This window comes from Pectobacterium carotovorum (genome assembly GCF_900129615.1).
GTDB classification, from domain to species: Bacteria; Pseudomonadota; Gammaproteobacteria; order Enterobacterales; family Enterobacteriaceae; genus Pectobacterium; species Pectobacterium carotovorum.
This window is the reverse complement of record NZ_FQWI01000001.1, coordinates 385,964-409,759: the sequence shown is the minus strand read 5'-3', so window position 1 is coordinate 409,759 and position 23,796 is coordinate 385,964. Positions and strand designations below refer to the sequence as shown.

Annotated in this window: 22 protein-coding genes; 16 read left to right on the top strand and 6 right to left on the bottom strand. The window is 48.6% G+C overall.

Annotation, left to right across the window (positions count from 1 at the left end; genetic code table 11):
* Window positions 1-113: 113 nt before the first annotated feature.
* On the bottom strand, window positions 114-344 hold the full coding sequence (pptA, locus tag BUB06_RS01850) for a tautomerase PptA (RefSeq protein WP_010296037.1): 231 nt from the start codon (window positions 342-344) through the stop codon (window positions 114-116).
* Window positions 345-587: 243 nt separating this feature from the next.
* Here pptA and BUB06_RS01845 point away from each other — a divergent pair, with 243 nt between their 5' ends.
* The 12 genes from BUB06_RS01845 (at window position 588) to BUB06_RS01790 (ending at window position 12,038) form a co-directional block, all read left to right on the top strand.
* Window positions 588-1,478, top strand: a complete 891-nt coding sequence (locus BUB06_RS01845) for a hypothetical protein (RefSeq protein WP_039473132.1) — start codon at window positions 588-590, stop codon at window positions 1,476-1,478.
* 28 nt (window positions 1,479-1,506) lie between these two features.
* A complete protein-coding gene (locus BUB06_RS01840) occupies window positions 1,507-3,345 on the top strand; it encodes an AAA family ATPase (RefSeq protein WP_039473129.1) in 1,839 nt (612 codons plus the stop codon).
* Between the two features lie 351 nt (window positions 3,346-3,696).
* A complete protein-coding gene (locus BUB06_RS01835) occupies window positions 3,697-3,945 on the top strand; it encodes a hypothetical protein (RefSeq protein ID WP_039473126.1) in 249 nt (82 codons plus the stop codon).
* A 44-nt stretch (window positions 3,946-3,989) separates the two neighbouring features.
* A complete protein-coding gene (locus tag BUB06_RS01830; protein ID WP_039473123.1) occupies window positions 3,990-4,589 on the top strand; it encodes a Cap15 family cyclic dinucleotide receptor domain-containing protein in 600 nt (199 codons plus the stop codon).
* A complete protein-coding gene (locus tag BUB06_RS01825) occupies window positions 4,589-5,713 on the top strand; it encodes a nucleotidyltransferase-like protein (RefSeq protein ID WP_072013014.1) in 1,125 nt (374 codons plus the stop codon). Before BUB06_RS01830 ends, BUB06_RS01825 begins: the two co-directional genes overlap by 1 nt.
* 320 nt (window positions 5,714-6,033) lie before the next feature.
* Window positions 6,034-7,218 (top strand): pyridoxal phosphate-dependent aminotransferase, encoded by a 1,185-nt coding sequence (locus tag BUB06_RS01820; RefSeq protein ID WP_039473121.1) that lies wholly within the window; start codon window positions 6,034-6,036, stop codon window positions 7,216-7,218.
* Window positions 7,219-7,424: 206 nt separating this feature from the next.
* A complete protein-coding gene (ydfG, locus tag BUB06_RS01815; protein ID WP_010296052.1) occupies window positions 7,425-8,174 on the top strand; it encodes a bifunctional NADP-dependent 3-hydroxy acid dehydrogenase/3-hydroxypropionate dehydrogenase YdfG in 750 nt (249 codons plus the stop codon).
* Window positions 8,175-8,479: 305 nt separating this feature from the next.
* Window positions 8,480-9,997, top strand: a complete 1,518-nt coding sequence (locus BUB06_RS01810) for a hypothetical protein (RefSeq protein ID WP_039473118.1) — start codon at window positions 8,480-8,482, stop codon at window positions 9,995-9,997.
* Between the two features lie 17 nt (window positions 9,998-10,014).
* Window positions 10,015-10,221 (top strand): hypothetical protein, encoded by a 207-nt coding sequence (locus BUB06_RS01805; RefSeq protein WP_039473115.1) that lies wholly within the window; start codon window positions 10,015-10,017, stop codon window positions 10,219-10,221.
* A 278-nt stretch (window positions 10,222-10,499) separates the two neighbouring features.
* Window positions 10,500-10,850: a DUF1283 family protein gene (locus BUB06_RS01800; RefSeq protein WP_039473112.1), complete on the top strand. Its 351-nt coding sequence runs from the start codon at window positions 10,500-10,502 to the stop codon at window positions 10,848-10,850.
* A gap of 165 nt (window positions 10,851-11,015) precedes the next feature.
* On the top strand, window positions 11,016-11,636 hold the full coding sequence (locus BUB06_RS01795) for a hypothetical protein (RefSeq protein WP_010296057.1): 621 nt from the start codon (window positions 11,016-11,018) through the stop codon (window positions 11,634-11,636).
* A 102-nt stretch (window positions 11,637-11,738) separates the two neighbouring features.
* Window positions 11,739-12,038, top strand: coding sequence for a DUF1161 domain-containing protein (locus BUB06_RS01790; protein ID WP_039473109.1), 300 nt, complete (start codon window positions 11,739-11,741; stop codon window positions 12,036-12,038).
* A 62-nt stretch (window positions 12,039-12,100) separates the two neighbouring features.
* Here the strand turns inward: BUB06_RS01790 and BUB06_RS01785 are convergent, their stop codons facing one another.
* From BUB06_RS01785 to BUB06_RS01770, 4 genes are all read right to left on the bottom strand, one after another.
* Window positions 12,101-13,588: an MDR family MFS transporter gene (locus BUB06_RS01785; protein WP_039473107.1), complete on the bottom strand. Its 1,488-nt coding sequence runs from the start codon at window positions 13,586-13,588 to the stop codon at window positions 12,101-12,103.
* Window positions 13,589-13,690: 102 nt separating this feature from the next.
* Window positions 13,691-14,356 (bottom strand): dethiobiotin synthase, encoded by a 666-nt coding sequence (bioD, locus tag BUB06_RS01780; RefSeq protein WP_039473105.1) that lies wholly within the window; start codon window positions 14,354-14,356, stop codon window positions 13,691-13,693.
* Between the two features lie 133 nt (window positions 14,357-14,489).
* Window positions 14,490-15,707, bottom strand: a complete 1,218-nt coding sequence (gene mlc / locus BUB06_RS01775; RefSeq protein ID WP_039473103.1) for a sugar metabolism global transcriptional regulator Mlc — start codon at window positions 15,705-15,707, stop codon at window positions 14,490-14,492.
* A 181-nt stretch (window positions 15,708-15,888) separates the two neighbouring features.
* Window positions 15,889-16,785, bottom strand: a complete 897-nt coding sequence (locus BUB06_RS01770) for a LysR family transcriptional regulator (protein ID WP_010275135.1) — start codon at window positions 16,783-16,785, stop codon at window positions 15,889-15,891.
* 114 nt (window positions 16,786-16,899) lie between these two features.
* Here BUB06_RS01770 and BUB06_RS01765 point away from each other — a divergent pair, with 114 nt between their 5' ends.
* Entirely contained in the window at window positions 16,900-18,168 is a 1,269-nt protein-coding gene (locus tag BUB06_RS01765) for an MFS transporter (protein ID WP_080726788.1), read from the top strand.
* A gap of 167 nt (window positions 18,169-18,335) precedes the next feature.
* Window positions 18,336-19,271, top strand: coding sequence for a DNA replication terminus site-binding protein (gene tus, locus BUB06_RS01760; protein ID WP_039473357.1), 936 nt, complete (start codon window positions 18,336-18,338; stop codon window positions 19,269-19,271).
* 63 nt (window positions 19,272-19,334) lie between these two features.
* On the opposite strand, the gene fumC is transcribed toward tus, so the two are convergent.
* Window positions 19,335-20,732, bottom strand: a complete 1,398-nt coding sequence (gene fumC / locus BUB06_RS01755) for a class II fumarate hydratase (RefSeq protein WP_039473098.1) — start codon at window positions 20,730-20,732, stop codon at window positions 19,335-19,337.
* 239 nt (window positions 20,733-20,971) lie between these two features.
* On the opposite strand from fumC, the gene manA reads away from it, so the two are divergent.
* Both manA and BUB06_RS01745 read left to right on the top strand, forming a co-directional pair.
* Window positions 20,972-22,144, top strand: a complete 1,173-nt coding sequence (gene manA / locus BUB06_RS01750) for a mannose-6-phosphate isomerase (protein WP_039473096.1) — start codon at window positions 20,972-20,974, stop codon at window positions 22,142-22,144.
* 88 nt (window positions 22,145-22,232) lie between these two features.
* A complete protein-coding gene (locus BUB06_RS01745) occupies window positions 22,233-23,792 on the top strand; it encodes a YdgA family protein (RefSeq protein WP_039473094.1) in 1,560 nt (519 codons plus the stop codon).
* Window positions 23,793-23,796: the final 4 nt, after the last annotated feature.

Genomic DNA, 23,796 nt, shown 5'->3' with positions numbered 1-23,796 from the left:
TCTTAACAGGTTATCGGCTTTTTTATTGCTTATAACCCGTGGTGGTCAACCCGTGCTGCTACAGTGGAAAATGTCTCAGAGCAGGCAAATTAATCCGTCAGGATGCGGGCTAATTAATACGAATATCCCGGTTTTTTTGCCAACGTATCCAATTGCGGTTTGATGAATGGATCGTAAACGTCATCCTTCCAGCGCTCCGGCTGAATTTCGTTAAACGCCACAGAAAGCGAGTCATCGGAAGAACCGAAGTGCTTCTTCAGAACCGCAGCAAGATCTTCCGCGACAACTTTCTTCTCTTCTTCAGACAGGTTTCTTGGGAAGTGTTTGACATCAATATGGGGCATGAAATTGTCCTTTTCAGTGATGAAACAGCACGTTGGTTAATATAGCCAGTTAGTTAAGATAGCTAGTGTGCATGAAGACAGTATGTCGCACAAATAACATCATGTTGTTAGATATTCTGTCAGCCTATGTATTACACCCGCCATACTGTCAGTTAGATGGCGTATATCACGACAGATCTCCCTATTGCTACCGTAGTCCATGACGTTTCAGTCTCGACGAATACACAATAGGGAGAATCCAACATGCTGCGCTTGAACTACCTCTGGGTTGCTTTTCTCGCCATATTTTTTACTACATCTCTTTCTCTGTCAGCGGCAACTCAAACGCTGACGCCATCCGAAATTGAAGCATTCAATGCGCAGGTCGCCAACGCGCAGCGTATTGATACAGCGCTGGTCGCTAAAGGACAGTGCTACGCCGATAAAGATGCTGAGCTTGAGGCGAATAGTCATCGGTTACAGGAAACGGCGGGTGAACTGCACAGCCAGAAACAGAAATTGGCTACCGAACTGGAGCGTGCAACCTATGCCGCTAAGGAGTTTTCCAACCGCCTCGAGATGGCATTGATGGAACGAGGTGATCTGGAAAACCAGATGCAGGAAATCAGGCATCATATTCGTGCAAGAGAGGCTGCACTTGACGATTGCAAACGTCAGTTTGGCTTTTTGGGTTTCATGTGTGACTTTGCCGGAGAAATTACTGGCCTGAACGGGGATTTGCGCAGGCTGGATAACGCAAGGCAGGAAATCGACATGCGGGCCGCTGGCTCTAAAGAACGATACGAGGCCGCGCGCAGTGAAAATAATCAGGCTGAAGCGCAGTTAAAGGAAAACCTGGCGAAGTCTGAGCAAAACAGGGCTGATATTGCAGCAGTCGAAAACAAGATCGGCGTGATCAAAGCATCACTGACCGAGATCAGAAAGCTCAAACAGGATAACGCCACCCTACTCGTTAGATTTACCGACTCTATTACGGAGCTTAACGGTCTCGATCCGACTTCAGACCGCCGGTTAATTGTGACTCGCCTGCGCCAGGAGTCTGAATCGTTGAATATTTTACTGCTTAAGTCTCAAGAATTGCTCGACATAAACGGCCTGCAACTTCCGGGTGGCGAGCGTATCTGCACAAACTAACTTTTTTGCTGAATCTGAGGAGATACACATGGCTGCTGAAAATCAAATTGTCAGTATCGAATTCGATGTCAATAAACGTATTGACGCCCAAGTCGAGGAAATTCTGGACAGTAATAACGTGGCGTTGCCTGATGTCAACCACCCCCTGGTTGAGGATTACATCAGGAGGATTGAGGGCACCTATGACGTTTCCCGATCCAAGGAAGACACCGATAACGCTATCGATTTGCTTTATATCGCCTACAACACAACGCCCCAGGAAGAAGGAAAGATCAGGGTTGAGATTGATAAGTTGATGAGTCGCCTGATTGCGGCTCAGCAGGAAAGCGAACAGAAAATGCGCGGCGCGTCGACGGATGCTGAACGGATTATCAAATTATTACGCACCCTGTTCGGTGATTGGGCGGAGGCCCGTGACAGCAATAATCCTCAGGATCTGCAAGATTTTATTGGCGAGGATTTAGTGGATCTGGCTAAAGAAATCAAGAAACGGGCTGAGCGGGTCAGTGCCGATTTGACAAAGATCGCAAATACCTACGATAGCATTATTGACGATACCACCAAGACGACACAGCAGGGAGAACTGGCGCTATCTTCACGTTTGAAAAATAAGGAAAAAATAGAAAAAGAAATTGCCGAGAACAACGCACAACGCGAAAAACTGGACAGCCTGGTACAAGACCTGCAAAACGATATCGCCAAGTATGAAAAAATGGCGAACGAATATAAATCGCAAGCAGAAACGGCCGAGGACCGCGCTTTTATTATGTCTATCGTGAGCGTCGGCGCACAGATGATTTCATCCATGGTTCCGGCAATTACCGCTGGCATCACAGGGGTCGCCACGGGAGGCACATCGCTGGTTGCCGCCTCAGTCAACTCTACGGCACGACAGTTGATCAATGCGGAAACTGCGACAGAAGAGAACGACACAACCGCGAAGGCAATAGAAACTAAGGGAAAAATTGCTGACAAACGTACCGAAAAAACGACCGCTGAGCGCGAAAAAGCTGAGCTGGAGAAGAAGAATCAGGAGCTGACGGCCGAAAAGGAAAAAATTGAAGAAGACGCACAGATCGATGCAGACACGAAAGCGGTGCAGCTGGAATCTCTCGATAATAGAATCAAAGACAACAGTGCAGAAATCAAAGAAAAGGTCAGCAAGATTTCGGCGGCAGAAACCGCGCTGAAAGCCTTAAATGCCGCGCTGGATTCCCTTGGCGATAACATGGGAAAAATGGCAGAGAAACAAGAAAAACAGGCGACGGGTCTCCGCGACATGCAGATGAAAATGCTGGAAAAGGTCGAGGCTTATGAAAAAGAGAAACGTACACAAGCGGCGGAATTGGTAAAGATCAATGCGTTACTGAAGGGACAGCGGACTGAAGAAGAAACCATCCAACTGGCGATCCAGTCTCTGGGGCTGAGCCTCAAAGCGCTGAAGCGGATGCGTGAAATTATTGTCGAAATCTCTTTTTTCTTCAAAACGTTTGCGAATTTCATGCAGAGCGTCGTAGAAAGTTCGACCGAGCAGTCAGAGCTACTCCAGAAAGCGCTCGATCGGAATCAGCCGACGAAAAGTTTCACGAAACGCATCAAACGGAACACGAATGATTTCTTCATCACTCAAACGGCTGAATGGCAGGCCGTTGGCATCGTGTCAGCCAAGTTTGTGGATAACTTCAAAGACGGTTGGAGCAAGCTGAATAAATTGAGCGGCACGTACCTGACCGGAGATGAGCTTAAATCCTACCTCACTACCTCGGCAAGCCAGATCGAGGACATTGCCTTCAAACGTAAGCAGGCCGCATCGGCCAAGCTGGAAGAACTCAATCGGTACCGCGATCGCATACAGTCGAAAGCGTAAATCAATCGGGTGGTTACTCTTATTCCTGCCTCATCCTGAGGCAGGAATTTCAGTCAGCAGTTCAAACCGCGTTTTAGCGTGAGTCCGACCGACTGGCGTAAAACGTTTCAGGATAAAAGCAGCACTCGCTAGTTTTTATCTGATGCGCATGAATTTGAAATAATCCGTAGCTACTTTCGGGGACCACTCAACCGGAAAAACCAGTCTCTGGCATACTTTTTTAGCGTGAAAATAATCAACAGGATATATCCATCATTTACTTGATCGTCTTGATCAGATCAGGTATCGTTCTTTTTATCATGAAAGCACTACATGTGGTATTTATAAAAACAAAATACACAGGATATAGTCATGAGTACCAATAAAAAAATCACCTCTGGTAAGATTGCAACACTTGCAGGCCAATTGCTTAATAATCCAAACTCATCCGCGACAGCTCGTTCTCTTGCTGCTTCTGCATTGTCACAAGTTACATCTGGTAAGCAAACAGGTGCAGAGATGGAATCCTTTGCCTCTATGGTGTTGCAACGCAGCAAGTACAGCCAAAATACCAAAGCATTGGCCGCGAGTATCTTAGCTCAAGCTAATAAAGAAAGATAAGTTCAGAGGAGCTTAGATTCCTCTTGGTTGATAGGATTAGGTAGATGCACGATTACGCAATTTTTGGTCATAGTCGAACAACGATCGGCCGCTATCTTGGTACCGCTTCTGTTGTCATTACTGGTTTCATCTCAAGTATTATTCTATGGATTAGACAGGTCGATGGTTTTAGCTTTATGGCCAGCGCCACTATTTCAACAGCACTTGTTTACTTTCTATTACATTGGCTTTTTAATCATTATGCTTGGAAAATTCCGTTCTTTAAAATACCCGATCTCAATGGCTGCTGGTCAATAAAAGGGGAAACATTGTCCGAAGAAGATGGTGTTGTTAAGTACAATTGGGATGCTGAGATCGATATAGAACAAACTTGGGAAGGAATTAGCATAAATCTGAAAACAAAACAAAGCTCCAGCGGGAGCTATACTGCCACTCTCGCTAAAAAACCGGGCACACGTGGAGGATGGATATTGCACTATAGTTATGCTAATTCTCCTGATGTATCACAGTACCATGAATTAAACTCACACAGAGGTTACTGTGAAGTCCTTTTTGATAAGAATCTAAAATCTGGTGAGGCTGCGTATTTTAACAGCAATGGCAGACGTACTTTCGGTAAAATGTATTTGACGCGTGGTGAATAATGATTAATTTTGGCGACCGATTAAAAAAACTCAAAGATAGACGTCAAGGATCTGCACAACTTTTTGCATTGAATAGCGGTAATGAATCTTTTTCATCTTTTTATGATTCGCGGCCTAACGAGTTTTATGAAAATGTGAGAGAGAGTGATTCAATAAAATATGTGATTGGTGCTATGGCTCCTGTAAATCCGACATCGACGAATGTGTCAATTCAAGAGGGGGAGCGTGTTGCCAATACTCTTATTAGCATGCTTAATACATCAGGCATAAGCACTGAGTTTAAACTACAAGGTTCTGTGGCACTTGATATTCATATTGAAGGTCATTCAGATGTAGATATGCTGATATTAAAAAAGGATGTTCTTTTAGTCCAACAGCCAATTTTATCATCTACAAGTTATATAGATGCTCCTGATAAGCGGGATATGATTACTCAAGTAAAGGAAATTCGCTTAGTTTCAGAGGAAAAACTTACGAGTAGATATCATCAGGCTAACGTCAATTGTTCTAATAGAAAATCAATATCAATTAGTGGTGGTAGTCTTGCCAGAAAAGTGGATATAGTTCCAGGGTGCTGGTTTGATACTCATGACTATCAACGCTCAAGACAACAACATGATAGAATTGTTAAAATATATGACAAATCAGAGCATAAATTTATAGAGAACAGACCTTTCCTTCATATAAAAAAGGTTGAAGATAAAGACCAGTATTATTCTGGGAATTTAAAAAAAATAGTTAGGCTGATGAAAAACATAGTGGCTGATATGCCTGACTATAAAAAAAATAAAGCTAAAAAACTTTCTAGCTTCGACTTAACGAGTATAGCATATCATATGGATGAAAAGCTTAATTGCTCTGAATACCTTCCATTATTACTTGTTGAACGACTTCATATATGGCTTGAAAAATTAATAGATGACAAACACCTACGAGATTCATTATTAGTTCCTGATGCTACAAGGGCCGTTTTTAATAATGATGAAAAAAATGAAGCACTTGATATACTAAGTAATGAGGTCAGTGATTTATTTTCATCAATATATCAAGATATATACCCCAACGATTTTACTAAAGATGTTAGTAAGTTAATAACTAAGTCTATCGTTACTGGATTTAGTTAAAGGTTCAGGGGAAGCCGATAATCCGCCGTCGCGACTTCATAAAGCAAACGCATCATGATGCATCATTGCATGCGTCATGATCGCTCCTTTGCATAATCAATTCATATCACTCGATTTAATCACTCGATGAATCAACCAGTTTTTCTTACCTTTAATCAGCGCATCAGAAAACGCAGCATTTCCCGCCAGACGGGCATGCTTGTCGTAAGAAAATGTTATTTTAACTATTTGACAAGGCATTAGCGTTCCATCAATTAAGGAAGTTGGCGCGCTTTATGCTTTAGCTCTCCTGTCATTATGTAACTAAGGAGAGTGTTTTGATGAATTTTTTAATCAATGAAAGCGACGTGTTAAACCCGAAACGCAGAGCATTATTAAAACTTTCTGGCGCCCTGCTGGGAACGGCGGCGGTAACGACAGGGTTAAGCTCGCGGGTTTTTGCCGAGACACAGCCTGAGAATGCTGCATTTACCGCACCGTCGGCCGCTAATCCAATCCGTATTAACTTTAATGAAAACCCACTGGGTATGTCGCCCAAGGCGCAGGCCGCCGCGCGTGAGGCCGTCGTGAAAGCCAACCGCTATGCAAAGAATGAAATTTTACTGCTTGGCGATAAGCTGGCGGCGCATCATCAGGTCGAGGCCCCTTCCATCTTGTTGACGGCCGGATCGTCCGAAGGCATCCGGGCGGCAATTGAAGCCTACGCATCGCTGAATGCACAACTGGTGATTCCTGAATTAACCTATGGCGACGGCGAACATTTTGCCAAAATTGCCGGCATTAAAGTCACGAAAGTCAAAATGCTCGACAATTGGGCGTTCGATATTGAAGGGCTAAAAGCGGCCGTTGCTGGTTACAGCGGCCCTTCCATCGTTTATCTGGTCAATCCGAATAACCCAACGGGCACGATTACGCCTGCGGATGTAATTGAACCGTGGATTGCCAGCAAGCCAGCCAATACGATGTTTATCGTTGACGAGGCCTACGCCGAGTTTGTCAACGATCCACGTTTTCGTTCTATTTCGCCGATGATTACCCAAGGCGCAGAGAACATTATTTTGCTCAAAACCTTCTCCAAAATACACGCGATGGCCGGTATGCGCGTTGGGTATGCCGTCGCCCATCCCAACGTCATTGCGTTGATGGGAAAGTATGTCGCGGGCGAAAAAATCAACTTTAGCGGCGTGGATGCCGCATTAGCATCTATGGACGACTCGGCATTCATTACTTACAGCAAAAAGAGTAATGATGTGTCGCGCCAAATCCTGCTGAAAGCGCTCGATGACCTGAAATTGCCGTACTTACCGTCGGAGGGAAACTTTGTTTTCCACCAATTGGTCGTGCCGCTCAAGGATTACCAAAAGCATATGGCAGACGCGGGTGTACTGATTGGCCGTGCGTTTCCTCCTGCGGATAACTGGTGTCGCATTTCGTTGGGGACACCGCAGGAAATGCAGTGGGTTGCGGATACCATGCGTGAATTCCGTAACAAAAACTGGATTTAATCCTCCGTCATACCGCTCTTGCACTCGCTATGGCTCGAGATCCGCCCCTCGTTCTGAGGGGCGATTCTTCCCAAACCACATCGTTGAAACCGGAGTAACGCTTGACCCACGGGGAATTGCGCGGCTAAATGATCGCATGCCTTTCATTATTTATAGTGATATCAGGCACAAGCAAAATATGAAAACGGTCAGGGAGAAATAAGAGCATGATTATTTTTGTTACCGGTGCAACGGCTGGGTTTGGTGAGTCAATTACACGTAAATTTATTAGTGCGGGTCATAAAGTGATCGCGACCGGCCGCCGTCAGGAACGTCTGGATGCGCTAAAAGCGGAATTGGGCGATGCGCTGTATCCGTTAAAACTGGATGTGCGCGACCGTCAGGCGATTGAACAGGCCGTTGCCACCCTGCCAGCCGAATGGCGGACGATTGATGTGCTGGTGAACAACGCCGGGCTGGCGCTGGGTCTGGAGCCTGCGCATAAAGCATCGGTAGACGATTGGGAAAATATGATCGATACCAACAACAAAGGGCTGGTGTTCATGACACGCGCGCTGCTGCCAGCTATGGTGGAGCGTAATATCGGTCACGTCATCAACATCGGTTCTACCGCAGGAAACTGGCCTTATGCGGGCGGTAACGTGTACGGTGCCAGCAAGGCGTTCGTACAGCAGTTTAGCCTGGGATTACGTGCCGATCTGTCTGGTACCCGAATCCGCGTAACGAATATCGAACCGGGTCTGGTCGGTGGAACCGAGTTCTCGGCCGTGCGTTTCAAAGGTAACGACGACAAAGTCAGTAAAACCTATGACAACACAACGCCGCTGACGGCTGAAGATGTGTCTGAAGCTGTTTTCTGGGTTGCCACGCTGCCAGCACACGTCAACATCAACACGCTGGAAATGATGCCGGTCAGCCAATCTTTTGCTGGGCTAAGTGTACATCGCGAAGGTTAATCATTACCGAAACACAAAAATTAAGGGCATGAACGCTGTTTCATGCCCTTTTCTATTGGGCAACCACATCTTTTAATTTGGTCGAAAATAATTATCACATTAAACATTCCGATAAATATAATCACTGAGCCATTTATTATTAATTAATGAATTCGTCTGTTTCTATTTGCAATTCACTTTACATGAATAAAGATGAGCTGGACGTATTATCCCCCCACGCATTACCGTGAAATCAATATAGATAAAACGCTATATTGGCGTAATGCCATACCTATTCCCAATTCATTTAATTATAGGATTCAGTCATGAGCACTGCTCAAGGAATGTATTTCTCTCGAAATAAAAGCGAACGTCAGCCTTATGATTTTAAACAACCGCTCACTGTGAATGCAGATGAAGAATTAGATATTTTCATAACTGACGTCGCTAACCAAGTTGTCGATATCGCTGAGTTTCGACAAATAAAGCACGCATTAATCCCTCCATTAATTGAAAACGTTGGTGAACGTGCGAAAGTTAATGTGACTATTTCTAATAGCGCTAATGTGGAAGTCAGCCGAAGTTTAACGCTAGCCACTACTCCGATTAATGAAACAGATGATGAGGAGTCCTCGCTCATTGCCTCTATTATCAATGGCACAATTGGCAAGCATGCTATTGTCAGTATAAAAATTGAAAACTCGGCCAATGTAAATCTGTTAAATGCCTCCAGTATATTAATCATTGATGGCGGAAGTTTAATTGAGGAGTTAATCAATATACCTGAAAATGGTAGTCAGCTGGATAATGTGGAACTGCACATTGAGGTCAGAAGTAGTGCTCAGGTAAAGAGTCTCAATAACCAGGGACAGTTAACCATCTATGCAGGGCAACTACTCAACGAGACGCTTGATTGTCTTGATATTGCCAATAGCCAAATTTACATAAAGGCGTCGGATGTCGCAACGGTACATGCCCACACGGTAAAAATATATGAAGGAGAGCTGATTGATGAACTGATTGATACTCAATCAATTAGCAATAGCAACATAGAGATCACCTTGCACAATATCGCAAATGTCTATGCAGATAACGTGAGAATAAACGAAGGCGAGTTAATTGACGAACTAATCGATGCCAGCGGCACAATCAACACAAGCCATATAACGATTGTTTTCGAGGAGTCAGCCTGTGTTAAAGCCAATACGGTGGAGGTCATTTCGGGAGAGTTGGTCGATGAGCTCATTGATACGCTATCCGTTCACGATAGTAGTATAGAAATTACTTTACAAAAACTGGCTAACGTCGATGCGGATACTATTCGGATATATGAAGGAGAGTTAATTGATGAGCTAATAGACGCAAGTGGAACGATTAAATCAAGCGCAATAAATATTATTATCAGAGAGTCTGTTCGTGTTAAATCGAACATGGTAGAAATTATTGCAGGAGAACTTATTGATGAAATCATCGATACTACCGATATCTCGACGTCAACCATAGATATAAGACTGGAGCGCTCTGCCGAAGTCATCGGTGATACGCTTAATTTGAATGAGGCAGAGCTCATTGACGAAATTATTGATAGCGCGGTATTAAGTGATAACTCAAGCATTAACATACACATTAACAGCAGCGCAAATGTGAACAACAACACATTGAAAATGGTCAATAGTCAACTCTTGGATGAGATTATTGATTGTGCCAGCCTGATTAATAATTCAGTGAGAATTGATTTAGTGGATAGTGCCTGTGTCAACCCGCTTACCAGAACAGACTTAACAAACAGTGTGCTAATGGCCACGGCCATTGATGCTGAATATACGCCTGAGCCAATTTTATAAATACATGGAGATAAGAAATGAGCCTGGTAAACATGAGCCAAACCGTGCGTAATAACACCATACAGATCAATTTCAAAAATAGCGTTAATTTAAAAACCAACTCGTTAAGGATGACCGAGAGTCACTTGATGGAGAAAATTGTCGATAGTGCTTTTGAAGCGCATAACGCGATTACCATAACGGAAATTGATAGCAAAGAAATTGAGGCCCAACATATCGATTAGTTAGCGTATTGAACAACGTAAGGTCATAGTCTCTCACCCTGCCAGCGGCTCGCTGGCAGGGTGTTTTTCCTCTTTGGAAAGCACTCTCTGGCGAAGTTATTGAGATACAGTTGAAGCGAAGGATGTATACTTCTAACTATAGGTAACCTTTCGTTTTGCACGAAGCGCGGGGGTTACAGGGAACGGCGGTCGTCTTTTGTTGTCTATCGCTTGCCGTGCGCTTTATCGTTCTGCAGCATCGGCGTTTGTTTTTATCATTCGTTCTGTCAAGGTGAAACATGAACCACTACTCTTTTTCTTCTTTGATTCGGGCCTTCATCCCGCTTTCTTTGGTTATCGTTTCCGCTGCCTGGCAGCCTGCTGCACTGGCAGAGACGCGCCATATCATTGTTGATTCCGGCGACAGCGCGTTATCAAAAGAAGCGGCGCGCCAAAGCAAGGAACAATGGGATTCAACCCGCTCATTGCGTAATAAAGTCAATAACCGCGTTGAGAAGGAATTCGATAAAACTGAAAAAGCGATTGATGGGCGTGAAAAATGCAACGCCAGCTACAACGTCAATGCTTACTGGGAAAACACCACCGATCGCTGCCTCGATCGTCGTACTGGCCGCCCCGTTACCCCCTGATTTTTCACCCACGCCTTCTGGCGTGGGTTTCCCCTTTTCTCTTTGTAGTACAAAAAAATGGTGCAGCAAATTAGCCTGTATCCGAAGGTGACATCACCGTTACACTCAACGATTATCGCTATATCGTAGCAACACGCATTTTTATCCCAAATGGAGTGCATCAGGATGAATATGGATTTAGCTCGATTATTTTCACGCCCTTTTCACATCAAACTGTGGGGTGTGTTTATCATGTGTCTATTGGTCAGTTCGTGCGCAAGCACCTATCCGAAGACGGATAACATCACGGCGATCACCAATGACAACGGGACACTTATCGCGGAGTCTGCTACCTACGTTTATAAATTCTCTGACGCCCGCGCTCAAAAAGAGTATCAGGACTATTACGCGTTTTATCGTGATTACAAAGACATCATCACGGGCGTGAGGGTCGATTTTTCTCTCCGTAATAATGGTCAAGTCTATGCAAGCTATAAAAACATGATCGACACACGCCAACTAACCAAAGAGCAGTTGGTCGATTTACGCGAGCTTTACGCGGCGAGAATTCCTTCAGCAATGGGAAAAGGTGAAGTCACGTTTAGCGCGAATGGCACATTTAGTAAAAAAGACGGCTCACTGGTCAGCCCGACAACACAGGGTCGCCTACCGCAGCCCATTCCTGTGGTTATCAATAACAGCGATAACTCCGGCGAAGAAGTGCTACTTGCTCCCCTCATGGTTCCGGCTGTTATCCTTTTCCCACTCTTTATGATGTATGGCTGCGCCACTGGGCCCTGCGTTTAACCTTCTCCGGCCATCAGTGATGGCCGGGTTTCGCGGCTTTTTCGCGTTATCGTCATCGTTTGATATACTCAAAGGGACTTTTTCAGAGAAAAGGATCAAAAGATGAAAAAAAACGTCATTTTTGGTGCCGCGTTATTCCTGGTTGCTCCGTTGGCTGCACAGGCATCTTGCGAAAGTGTGAAAGCGGATATTGCCCAGAAAATCATCGCCAATGGCGTACCAGAATCCGGTTTTACGCTGGATATCGTACCGAACGATCAGGTGAATCAGGCCGGTGGTCAGGTGGTCGGTCACTGCGAGAGTGATACTCACAAGATTGTTTACACTCGCCATGCTGAGGGCGACGCCAATACGGAAAGTGCGCCAGCGCCAGCAGAAGGTCAGCCGACGACCACACCGTAACCCTTCCTCTGGATGTTCAGCATAGATGTTCAAAAGGCGCTTTCGCGCCTTTTCTTTTACCGTTACTTTTGTCCGGTTTCAGCCTGCCCCGGTCGCTGGCTTACCGGGATCATTCTGGCGGAAAGCAACGTGATAGCCGCGATGAGTGCGGAAACGATAAATACGCCGTGGATTGACGAGGCGACTTGCGATGCCAGCGTATCGAGCTGATTTACGCTCAGTAGGATGCGTTTGGCCGGATCCATGAGCGTCTGGAGTGGATCGCTCACGTCCGGCAATCGCCAGTGCAGACTGATGTTCAGCGTGGCGCCAAGGATTGCCGTTCCCAACGCGGAACCCAGCATCCGGGTAAACATGGCGGAGGCCGTTGCAATGCCGCGGATGGAGTAGTCCACCGAGTTTTGTATTGATACCAGAAACGTGGTGCTACTCAGCCCCATTCCCGAACCGATCAAAAATGCCGCGAGCCGTGCCCACATAAGATTGCTGTCCGGTTGAACGGTCAGAAGAGTCAGACTACCGATAATCAGCACAATACCGCCGAGCATTGCCGTAAACCGGTAAGACGTCCACAGCATTAAGCGCCCGCTTAGCGTGCTGGCCAGCGGCCAGCCAATCGACATCATCGCCAGAATACTGCCGGCTTCCAGCGGCGTTTTACCCATTACGCCCTGAATAAACGTCGGCAAAAAGGCGCTCACACCCATCATGGCTGCCCCGACGACTAACCCGCCGAGATTACCGGCGATAATGACCCGATTGCGCCACAGCGCCAGCGGAAACAGCGGCTCCGGCGTACGTTTTTCCTGTCGAACCAGCAGAATGCTGCCCACGGCGGAGATCGCAAGCAGCGGGATCACCCAGTAGCCAAACACCTCAGCCTGTAGCAACGCCATCAGTAAACTGGCGACGGATACGATCAGATAAAATGCCCCCATCCAGTCCAACTGATGCTGGCGCACGGCATTCATCGTTGGCAGATAGCGAGCCAGTAGGAAGATGGAGAATAGCCCAATCGGCACGTTAACCCAGAAGACCAGCGCCCAGTTGAAATGTTGCACGATAAACGCCCCCAGCAGCGGGCCGATAATCGCGGAAACGCCCCACACGCTGGACAAATAGCCCTGAATTTTCGGGCGCTCGGTCGAGCTGTATACATCGGCAACAATGGTGAACGCAATCGGGGTTATTGCGCCTGCGCCCAGCCCTTGCAAGGTGCGGAAGACAATCAGCCAGCCCATCTGTGTCGAAAATCCGCACAGAACCGACCCCAGCAGGAACACGATCATGCCGAAGAAGAAAACTTTTTTGCGACCATAGAGATCGGCCAAGCGACCATAAATCGGAATACTGATCGACTGCGTCAGCAAATAACTCGCAAAGACCCACCCTAACAGGGAAAACCCACCTAAATCCGCGATGATGGTGGGCAGCGCGGTGGCGACAATCGTCACTTCAATTGCTGCCGTAAACATGGCCAACATACAGGCAATTAAAATCCAATGGCGATGTGGGACAGGTGTTTGCTGCTGGTTATTCTCTGTTTTCATTATATTTTCAAGATAAGAAGAAAAACTGCCTGTGAGTATAACAGGTGGCGTGGCGGAGAAAATTTATTCCCGCAGAGAAGCGGGAATAGAAAACGAAAGAAATTAATAGCTGACGGCAGAAAGATCGATATAAGACGAGAGATCCCGTTGTTCGGCACGCGGCAAGTAAGGCAGTTCACCCAGCTGTGGTGCTGGAATTTTTTTTCGCAGAACGTGAATGATTTCTGCGTAATTCGCCAGTCCGGGGTTAATACGGTTAGCGACCCAGCCGACCAGCGGTAAACCATCGTTGATGATCGCCTGCGCGGTCAGCAGCGCATGGCTGATGCAGCCGAGTTTGATGCCAACAACCAGCACGACAGGCAGCTGTTCCTGCACGACCCATTCGGAATACGGACGCAGATCGTTCATGACGGTCCGCCATCCGCCCGTACCTTCAACGACTACGACATCGACCGCCTCGCCCATGTGGCGCAGGCCTTGCGTCATCGTGCAGTAATCAATGGTTCCTTCACTGGCGCTGATTTCATCTTCCCGCAGTGCGATGGGGTTAACCATGTTATAGGGCAATTCGAGCGTGGAGGCGGCTTGTAACAACAGCGCGTCTTTATTACGCAGCCCCGCTTCTGTCTCTTCGCACCCTTTTGCTATCGGTTTGTAGCCCGCAACCGATTTGCCTGCCAGCGCCAGTTTTTGCAGTAGCGCCTTGGATACCACTGTTTTGCCAACGGCGGTATCAGTACCAGTGACAAAAATACGTTTCAACATGGGATAACTCCAGACCACCTGAATACCAAAAAACAAGCACAGCTAAAATGCTTTCCAAGCGTGAAAGTCTAGGCTATGCCTCATTCAGGCAGTTTGCGTTAGCGCAATGTTTTGTTGCTCTACGCCTTTATGGTTATCCCTGTAGCAGTTTAACCAGCAGCGATCCGTTATAAAGCGCGTCTTTTACCAGTGCGGCTCCAGGCATCGTGCCCTGATTGTAGAATTGGGTCGCCTCCACCTGAATGTTGTGGCTATAGGGCGGGAATGATTGCTGTTGAATACAGCCTAAAATGGCGGGGTGTAAAATGCTGGCCGCTTTATTCAGAGGAGATCCCACCAGAATTTTATCGGGATTAAAGAGATTCACCATGATGGCGACAATGCGGCCTACGTTATGACCGACATCATTAATGATATCTTTGGCTAACTGATCGCCCTTGAGCGCGGCGTCACACAGGTTCTCAACGCTAAGCGGTGAGCCGTGCAGAAGCGAACTCATGGACGTATTCATGCGCTGTTGCGCCAGTTCCAGCATATTTTCCGTGCTGGCGACCGTTTCCAGACAGCCGTGGTTGCCGCAATAGCAACGTTTGCCGTAAGGATCGACCTGCGTGTGTCCGATTTCGACCAGATTCCGACTCCCTGCATGCAGGATGCGACCGCCGGTAATCACGCCCGCACCGACGTTATGGTCGATCACCACCTGAATCACATTTTGGCAATCGCGCGAGGCGCCGTATAGCGCTTCGGCCATCGTCCAGGCGCAGATATCGTGCTGCAAATACACCGGTAGCCCCGTGCGCTGTTCCAGTGCCGGGCCAATCGCCATTTCCTCAACGTCATAAAACGGCATCCGGTGAATGATGCCCTTGCTGGCATCAATCATGCCCGGCGCGGTAATCGCGATTGCGGTTAGTCGCTCCAGCCGCTTTTGATGACGAATAAAAAACTGATCAATTTCATTCAGAATACGATCGAGCAGCGGCTGTGACGACGCGGCGGGAAGTGGGATTTCTTCTTCCACAACCAGCTTGCTGCTGAGATCGCGCAGCGCCAATAACAGGGTATTGTGGCTAATGCGGGCGGAAAGATAGTGCCAGGCCTCAGTATCCAGAATCAGGCCGATTGCGGGACGCCCTCTGCTGCCCACATCCTGGTATTCAGTTTCCTGCACCAGATGGGCTTCCAGCAGTTCACGGACGATTTTAGTAATACTGGCGGGCGCGAGCTGAGCGCGTTTGGACAGTTCGATACGTGATATCGGGCCGTACTTATCGATCAGCCGATACACTGCACCGGCATTCATTTGTTTGATTTGATCGATGTGTCCTGGTTGACCGTCGGCAATCACAAACCTGGCTCCTACGCATTCGCATTATATCTGGCACTGCTGTTGAAAAATTTATCTTTATTATTGCGGCATGACTATTTTTCACGCTGCAAAATAAAAAAACTGCGGGTATGGTGGGGCTTTTCACTAAACTCGTCAAATATTTGATTCGTTATGTGATTTAGCGCGCATATTTTAACGATTATCCGCCCAGCATCAGCGACATCAGCACTTTCGCTGCTGCACTTTGCGGCTGATGTCGTGCCGTAACCAGCCAGACTTCCGTTGTGGCGTCCTCTTCTTCCAGCAGCAAATATTTCACGCCATCGACCCGAATACGCAAAAACGACGCAGGCAAGATGGACACGCCTAATCCCGCGGATACCAACCCAACGATGGTCATCGCCTCGCCCACTTCTTGCGTAATGTAGGGGCTGATGCCATAGCGTTTCAGCAGCGTCAGCGTATCGTCATACAGCGCTGTTCCAACCGCGCGAGAGAAGAAAACGAACGGCTCATTTGCCAACTGTGTGATGTTGATTGCCCGCCCTGCGTCCTGCTGCGCTAACGGATGGGACTCCTGTACGACGGCAATCAGCGGCTCACGCAACAGCAACTGATGATCCAGCGCGTCCGGTAACGGATTATTACGCATGATGCCGATATCGAGCTTACCGTTCAGCAGCGGTTCGATTTGCTGTTTGGTGTTGAGCTCCATCATCTGAATATGCACTTCCGGGTAGGTTTGGCGAAAACGCAGCAGGCTGCTGGAGATCTTCTTGATAAACGGCGCAGACGACGTAAAGCCGATCGTTAATTCCCCTATTTCGCCGCGCTGAATGCGGGACGCCCGCTCTGCTGCCTGATCAACCTGACTGATAATCGACCAGGCCTCTTTCAGGAACATCTCACCTGCTGGCGTGAGCTGAACATTCCGGTTGTTGCGTGCCAACAATTTTGCGCCCACCTGTTCCTCCAGAATTTGAATCTGCTGGCTCAGTGGCGGCTGAGAAATGCGTAATCTTTCTGCGGCTCGGCCGAAATGCAGCTCTTCGGCGACCGCAATAAAATAGCGAAGGTGACGTAGTTCGATATTCATATGTTAAACATATCAATCATGATTATTAATATATTATACAAAATAATATCACTCTTCTATGATCCTCTCATTGTGGTTTTACGCCTGATTTACCTTTTCTGGTAAGGAATTATTGTGAGTAACCTGCCATCTTCTGCACCGAACGACTGGCCTATTTCTGCGCCCGACGATGCGGATGATATTGCCCCGAAATCCTCTGCTAAAACGCCCTATATCACGCGTGGTACGCCGCAATTTATGCGCGTCACGCTGGCGCTGTTTTCTGCCGGGCTAGCGACGTTTGCCCTGCTGTATTGTGTTCAGCCGCTGCTGCCCGTGCTATCTCAGGATTTCGGTATTTCGCCAGCGACCAGCAGCCTGTCGCTTTCCGTATCGACCGTGATGCTCGCGTTTGGGTTACTGTTCACCGGCCCACTCTCCGACACAATCGGTCGTAAGAATGTGATGGTTGTGTCCTTAATGCTGGCTGCAATCTGCACCATCATTTGCGCGTTTATGACCAGTTGGAACGGCGTGTTGATTATGCGGGCGATGATGGGCTTGTCGTTAAGCGGTGTCGCGGCCGTTGCCATGAGCTACCTGAGTGAAGAAATTCACCCCAGCGTGCTGGCGTTTTCGATGGGGTTATATATCAGCGGAAACTCGATTGGCGGCATGAGCGGACGTCTGGTTAGCGGCGTTTTAACGGACTATTTCCCGTGGCGGGTTGCTATCGGCACGATCGGCGTACTGGCACTCATAGCAGCGATCACGTTCTGGCGTATCCTGCCGGAATCACGTCATTTCCGACCCGGTTCGCTGCGCCCGAAAACGCTGCTGCTGAACAGCAAACTGCACTGGCGCGACGCGGGTTTGCCGCTGCTGTTCCTTGAGGGATTTTTGCTGATGGGGGCGTTCGTTACCCTGTTTAACTACATTGGGTATCGGTTGCTGGCTCCGCCTTATTTACTCAGCCAGGCGGTGGTTGGCTTACTTTCCGTCGTCTATCTCACCGGAAGTTACAGCTCGCCGAAAGCCGGAGCATTAACGGCCCGCTACGGACGCGGCCCGGTGCTGAGCATTGCGATCCTCCTGATGCTAGCGGGACTGGGAATGACGGCACTAAGCTCGCTATTCGCGATCTTTGGCGGGATGATGCTCTTTACCGCAGGATTCTTTGCCGCTCATTCGGTAGCCAGCAGTTGGATTGGCCAACGGGCGCGGCGCGCGAAAGGTCAGGCGTCATCAATGTATCTCTTTTCTTACTATCTGGGTTCAAGTCTGGCCGGTACGCTAGGGGGATTTTTCTGGCATTCATTCGGCTGGATGGGGATCACCGTGTTTCTGAGCGCCCTCTTATTTCTCGCGCTGGCAGTAAGCCTGATACTCAAACAGCGCCTTTAAACCCCTTTCTTACCGGAGTTTGCCTGAATCAGGTAAACTCCGAGTAGTACCTTCCTACTCCCTCGATGTTCCCGTCAACCCTGCTTGAAATAATGACGATCACGATTGCTGAAGTGTTCATTTATCAGTATAAAGATAAGTATGTTGTAACTAAAATAAATCTGACTATGAATCGCTACGCGCTAATCGATCGCATGAACCGCTGTTTCCAAACGTTAGAGACCAAGCTGGCTCTGATGCAACAACAGTTTGCCGAATATCGGCTGCTAGTTGGTCGCGTCTATTCCCTTCCCCATGTGGAAAAAGGAACGGAGCATGACCCTATCGAGCATATCGCCGTCACGCAGTACGTTGGACAAGAGGCTCGCGATAAAGGGCTAGCCCATTTTCAGCGTCTTTTCATTCACCACTATCCAGAAACGCTCAGCAGCAAAAGCGCGATCCGTTTGCCGGGCGCACTCTGTTTTTCCGTCAACGCTATACAGTATCAGCAGGCAGACTCACTCATTGCGGAAATTAATGCGCTGAAAAAAGAGCTGGAGCAGATTATTACCGTCGAATCAGGGCTGGAACCGGAACAACGCTTTGAGTTCGTCCACACGCATTTAAAAGGGTTGATCACGCTGAGTGCTTATCGTTCGTTGATGCTCATAACCAACCCGGCGTCAGTCCGCTTTGGCTGGGCGAATAAGCACATCATCAAGAACATGACACGTGTGGAGCTATTGGAGAAACTGACCAAAAGCCTGAATGCGGCAAAAAACGCGGCACCGTATACCAAAGCGCAGTGGATTGAGCATGTCGAGCAGGAGAGAGACGCGGTATTGTCACTGCCGGAAGACGCCGTTTTGAAAATCAAACGGCCGGTAAAAGTGCAGCCCATCGCGCGAGTATGGTATCCCGAACAGCAGAAACAGATTCAGCATCCCTGCCCGTCCCCTCTGCTCGTGCTTTGTCAGCAGGAATATGGCTGCGACGTGCCCATTATCGGCGAACTCAATCCTTATGACGCCAACAACATCAAGCATAAGCACAAACCTAAAGCGGCCGAGCTTCGCCTGCTCATTCCACGTTTGCACCTGTATACCGATGCACCGGAATGAAAAAGAAAAAGCCTGCGGGTAAACACCGGCAGGCTATAGGATAAAACGCTGACTACCGCGCTATTACTTTTTCAGGCTACCGACCATCTCTTCCGGTCGAACCCACTCATCAAACTGTGCTTCTGTGAGGTAGTTCAGTTTGAGCGCAGCCGCCTTCAGCGTCAGCCCTTCTTTGTGCGCTTTTTTGGCAATTTCTGCTGCTTTGTCATAGCCAATATGCGTGTTGAGCGCGGTCACCAGCATCAGCGATTCGTTCAGCAACTGAGTGATGCGATCGTGGTTCGGTTCAATCCCCACCGCACAGTGCTCATCGAAGCTCTTCATGCCATCAGCCAGCAAACGAATCGATTGCAGGAAATTATGAATCACCATAGGGCGATACACGTTCAGCTCAAAGTTACCAGACGCCCCGCCGATATTCACCGCGACATCGTTACCCATCACCTGGCAACACAGCATCGTCAGTGCTTCACACTGGGTCGGGTTGACCTTGCCCGGCATGATGGAACTACCCGGTTCATTTTCGGGAATACTCAGCTCGCCGATACCACAGCGCGGACCAGACGCCAGCCAGCGTACATCGTTAGCAATCTTCATTAACGATGCAGCCAGCCCCTTCAAAGCACCATGCCCGTGAACCAACGCATCACAGGTCGCCAGCGCTTCGAATTTATTCGGCGAGGTGATAAACGGCTGACCGGTTAGTTTCGCCAGTTCCGCCGCCACGCGCACCGCGTATTCAGGATGCGTGTTTAGCCCTGTTCCGACAGCAGTACCGCCCAGCGCCAACTCACAAATGTGCGGCACGCTGTTCTCGATATGCTTCAGATTATGCTGCAACATCGCGGCCCAGCCGGAGATTTCCTGCCCCAGCGTCAGTGGCGTGGCATCCTGTAAATGCGTACGGCCGATCTTGACGATATCCTTAAACTGCTCCGCCTTGGACGCCAGCGTGGCGTGCAGCGCTTTCAACTCAGGAATCAGGTGTTCGTTGATCGCCACTACGGCCGCGACATGCATCGCCGTCGGGAAGACGTCGTTGGAACTCTGACTTTTGTTGACATCATCATTGGGGTGAACCAGCCGATTGTTGCCCCGCTCTCCCCCCAGCAGTTCACTGGCGCGGTTGGCCAACACCTCGTTCATATTCATATTGCTTTGCGTGCCAGACCCCGTCTGCCAGATCGCTAACGGGAACTCCTCGGCATGCTGGCCTGCCAACACTTCGTCCGCCGCCTGAATAATCGCATTTCCCCGATCGGCAGGCAGAAGCGTGAGATCCATGTTGACGCGGGCTGCCGCTCGTTTGGTTTGTGCCAGCGCATAAATCAGGGCACGTGGCATTTTCTCTTCAGAAATACGGAAGTGTTCCAGCGATCGTTGCGTTTGTGCGCCCCATAACCGTTCAGCAGGAACATCAATCGGTCCCATTGAGTCTTTTTCACTACGCGTCGTGCTCATTACCTTTCCTCCTTAAAATACACATTCAACTAGTAGAAGACATCGAATCACATCGCTGGGCCTATTCTGATAACACTCGCTGGCCTTATCACGCTTATTGGTCTACTAACACTGTCTGGTATCGCGCTACATAAAACATTACCATGAAGCGAAGAAGATGCAGTGTATTCATAATCACTCAGGTAATTAACAGCCAGCATCACAGAAATTAACAATTAATGTAATAGCAGGGAGCCGACATGCAAAAAATGCTCAATTGCGTCCAGCACTACGCCTGGGGCAGCAAGCACGCCTTAACTGAGCTATATGGCATTGATAACCCTAACGATTTACCGATGGCAGAACTTTGGATGGGTGCCCATCCTAAAAGCAGTTCGGCGATTATTGATGAAAAAGGCAACACCCGCAGCCTGCGAGACGTGATTGCCGAAGACGCGACCGCCCATCTTGGCGCAACGATCGCGCAACGTTTTGGCGAATTGCCCTTTTTATTTAAGGTCTTGTGCGCGGAACAGCCCCTTTCCATTCAGGTTCATCCCAGTAAATCGTCGGCAGAACAAGGCTTTGCGAAAGAAAATGCCGCGGGCATCCCGCTCGATGCAGCCGAAAGAAACTACAAAGATGCCAATCACAAACCGGAATTGGTCTACGCATTAACGCCCTTTCAGGCCATGAATGGGTTCCGGGAATTATCTGAAATTGTGCAGTTGCTGGAGCCGGTTGCCGGTGCACATCCGTCAATCACCGCCTTTTTACAACAGCCCGACGCGAAGAATCTCGCCATGCTCTTCACCAACCTGCTGAGTATGGAAGGTGAGCAAAAATCGCGTGCGCTCGGCGTCTTGAAGGCCGCGCTAAATAGTCAAAATGACGAGCCTTGGGCGACCATCCGCGCGATCACACAATATTATTCCGACGACAGCGGATTGTTCTCCCCTCTGCTGCTGAACGTTATTACGCTTCAACCCGGCGAAGCCATGTTCCTGTTTGCACAAACGCCGCATGCTTATCTGAAAGGCGTAGCATTAGAAGTCATGGCGAATTCGGATAACGTGCTGCGTGCTGGGTTAACGCCGAAATACATTGATATTCCAGAGCTACTGGATAATGTCGTGTTCGAAGCCAAACCCGCAAACCAACTGCTCACGACACCACACCGACAGGGTAATGAACTCAGCTTCCCGATTCCTGTTGAGGATTTTGCTTTTTCGCTGCACGAACTGAGCCAGAGCCCACAGACGCTCAGCCAGAACAGTGCCGCCATTGTATTTTGTATTGACGGCGATGCCGTCCTGCAAAAAAATGAGCAGCGGATCTCGCTACGTCCGGGAGAGTCCTGCTTCATTTCAGCCAGTGAGTCACCGATAACGGTTGAGGGACAGGGGCGTCTCGCTCGCGTATTTAACCGATAACTTGTTCCATACGCCGCAGTTATCTCTGGGTAAGCTGCCAGCGTTTCGCGTTGAAAACGCGCATTTTTTTACTAAAGGATGAATAAAAATGAAGAAGTCGTTAGTCGCCGTAGGCGTTATTGTTGCTCTGGGTGCAGTCTGGACCGGCGCCTCCTGGTACACCGGCAAACAGATGGCTCAGCAAATTGATGGTTTTACCGATACGCTGAATACCAAGCTCAAGCAAGCCTACCCGAACGCGGGCCTGAAAGTGGTCTATCGCGACTACCAGGGTGGCGTATTCAGCAGTACGCTATCCTATGTGCTGCAAGCGGATGGCTCGATAGGCACAGCAGAAGGCGCGAAGATCCTTGCGCCCGGTGAAGAACTTGTCTTCAACGAAACCGTGTCTCACGGGCCGTTCCCGCTAGCACAGCTCAAGAAATTCAACCTCGCTCCGGCGATGGCATCTGTCCATACCGAGTTGGCCAACACACCCGCCATCAAAGCCTGGTTTGAGCTGACGAAAGATAAGCCGTTCTTTACGGCCGAAACTCGCGTCGCTTACAGCGGTGATACGCAGTCACTCGTTACGCTGGCCCCTATTGATCATCAGTCGCCAGAACAGAAATTTTCCTTCAGCGGCGCGCAAGCCTTGGTGGATATCGGGCACGACCTGCGCAGCAGTAAGCTGGATACCACCATCAGCAGCGTGAAGATGGAAAGGAAAAATGCCTGGGGCCAAACAGAGAACGTCGATCTCACCGATTTCTCCATCAAAGGCACCAATCAAAAAGGCAAATTCGATCTTGATTTAGGCGATGGTAATCTGTCCTTCAAAGCGATGACGTTTACCGTAGAAGGCGGCGATCCCGTTACGTTGAACGATTTCTCCCTGAAAAGTAGCGCAACGGAAGACGACAAAAATCTGGCAGGCAAAATGTCCGTAACGCTGGGATCGTTAATCATTGGCGATCGCAACCTGGGCTCTGGTAACGTCAGCATGTCCATTTCACAGCTTGACGGCGCGGGTACCAAACAGTTCCTCACCGCCTATCAGGAAAAAGTGCAGAAACTGTTGCAGGATCCGACCGCTATCGATCCTGACGCTTATCAGCATGACGTTGCCATGTCGGTTCTGCAATATCTGCCACAGTTGCTGAAAGGCAACCCAAGCATTGCGATCTCCCCGATCAGTTGGAAAAACAGTAAAGGTGAAGGCACGTTCACGCTGGCGCTGGATTTAACCGATCCGTTGCAGAGCACAGATAAAGCGAACGATGCCACCCTGTCGGATGAAGAAAAAATTATTCGTCAGTCGGTCAAAAAACTCGATGCCAAACTCAATGTTCCGCTGGATATGCTGGCAGAGCTAATGGTACAAGCAGGGCCGAAACCGGCGAACGATGAAGAGCAAAAGCAGCTTGCTGACATGGCGAAACAACAGGTTGAAATGATGGCCCAGATTGGTGAGGGTAACCAACTGAGCGTCACAAAAGACAACGCCATTACCAGTTCACTGCACTATGCCGATGGTCAAATTGATTTCAACGGCAACAAAATAGCACTGGCTGATTTCATCGCACCGTATTTCTCCGTTCCAACGGAACAAGGTGAAGAGTCTCTGCCTGGCGCACAGGAAGAACCCGTCACACCACCGGCGCAATAAGTCA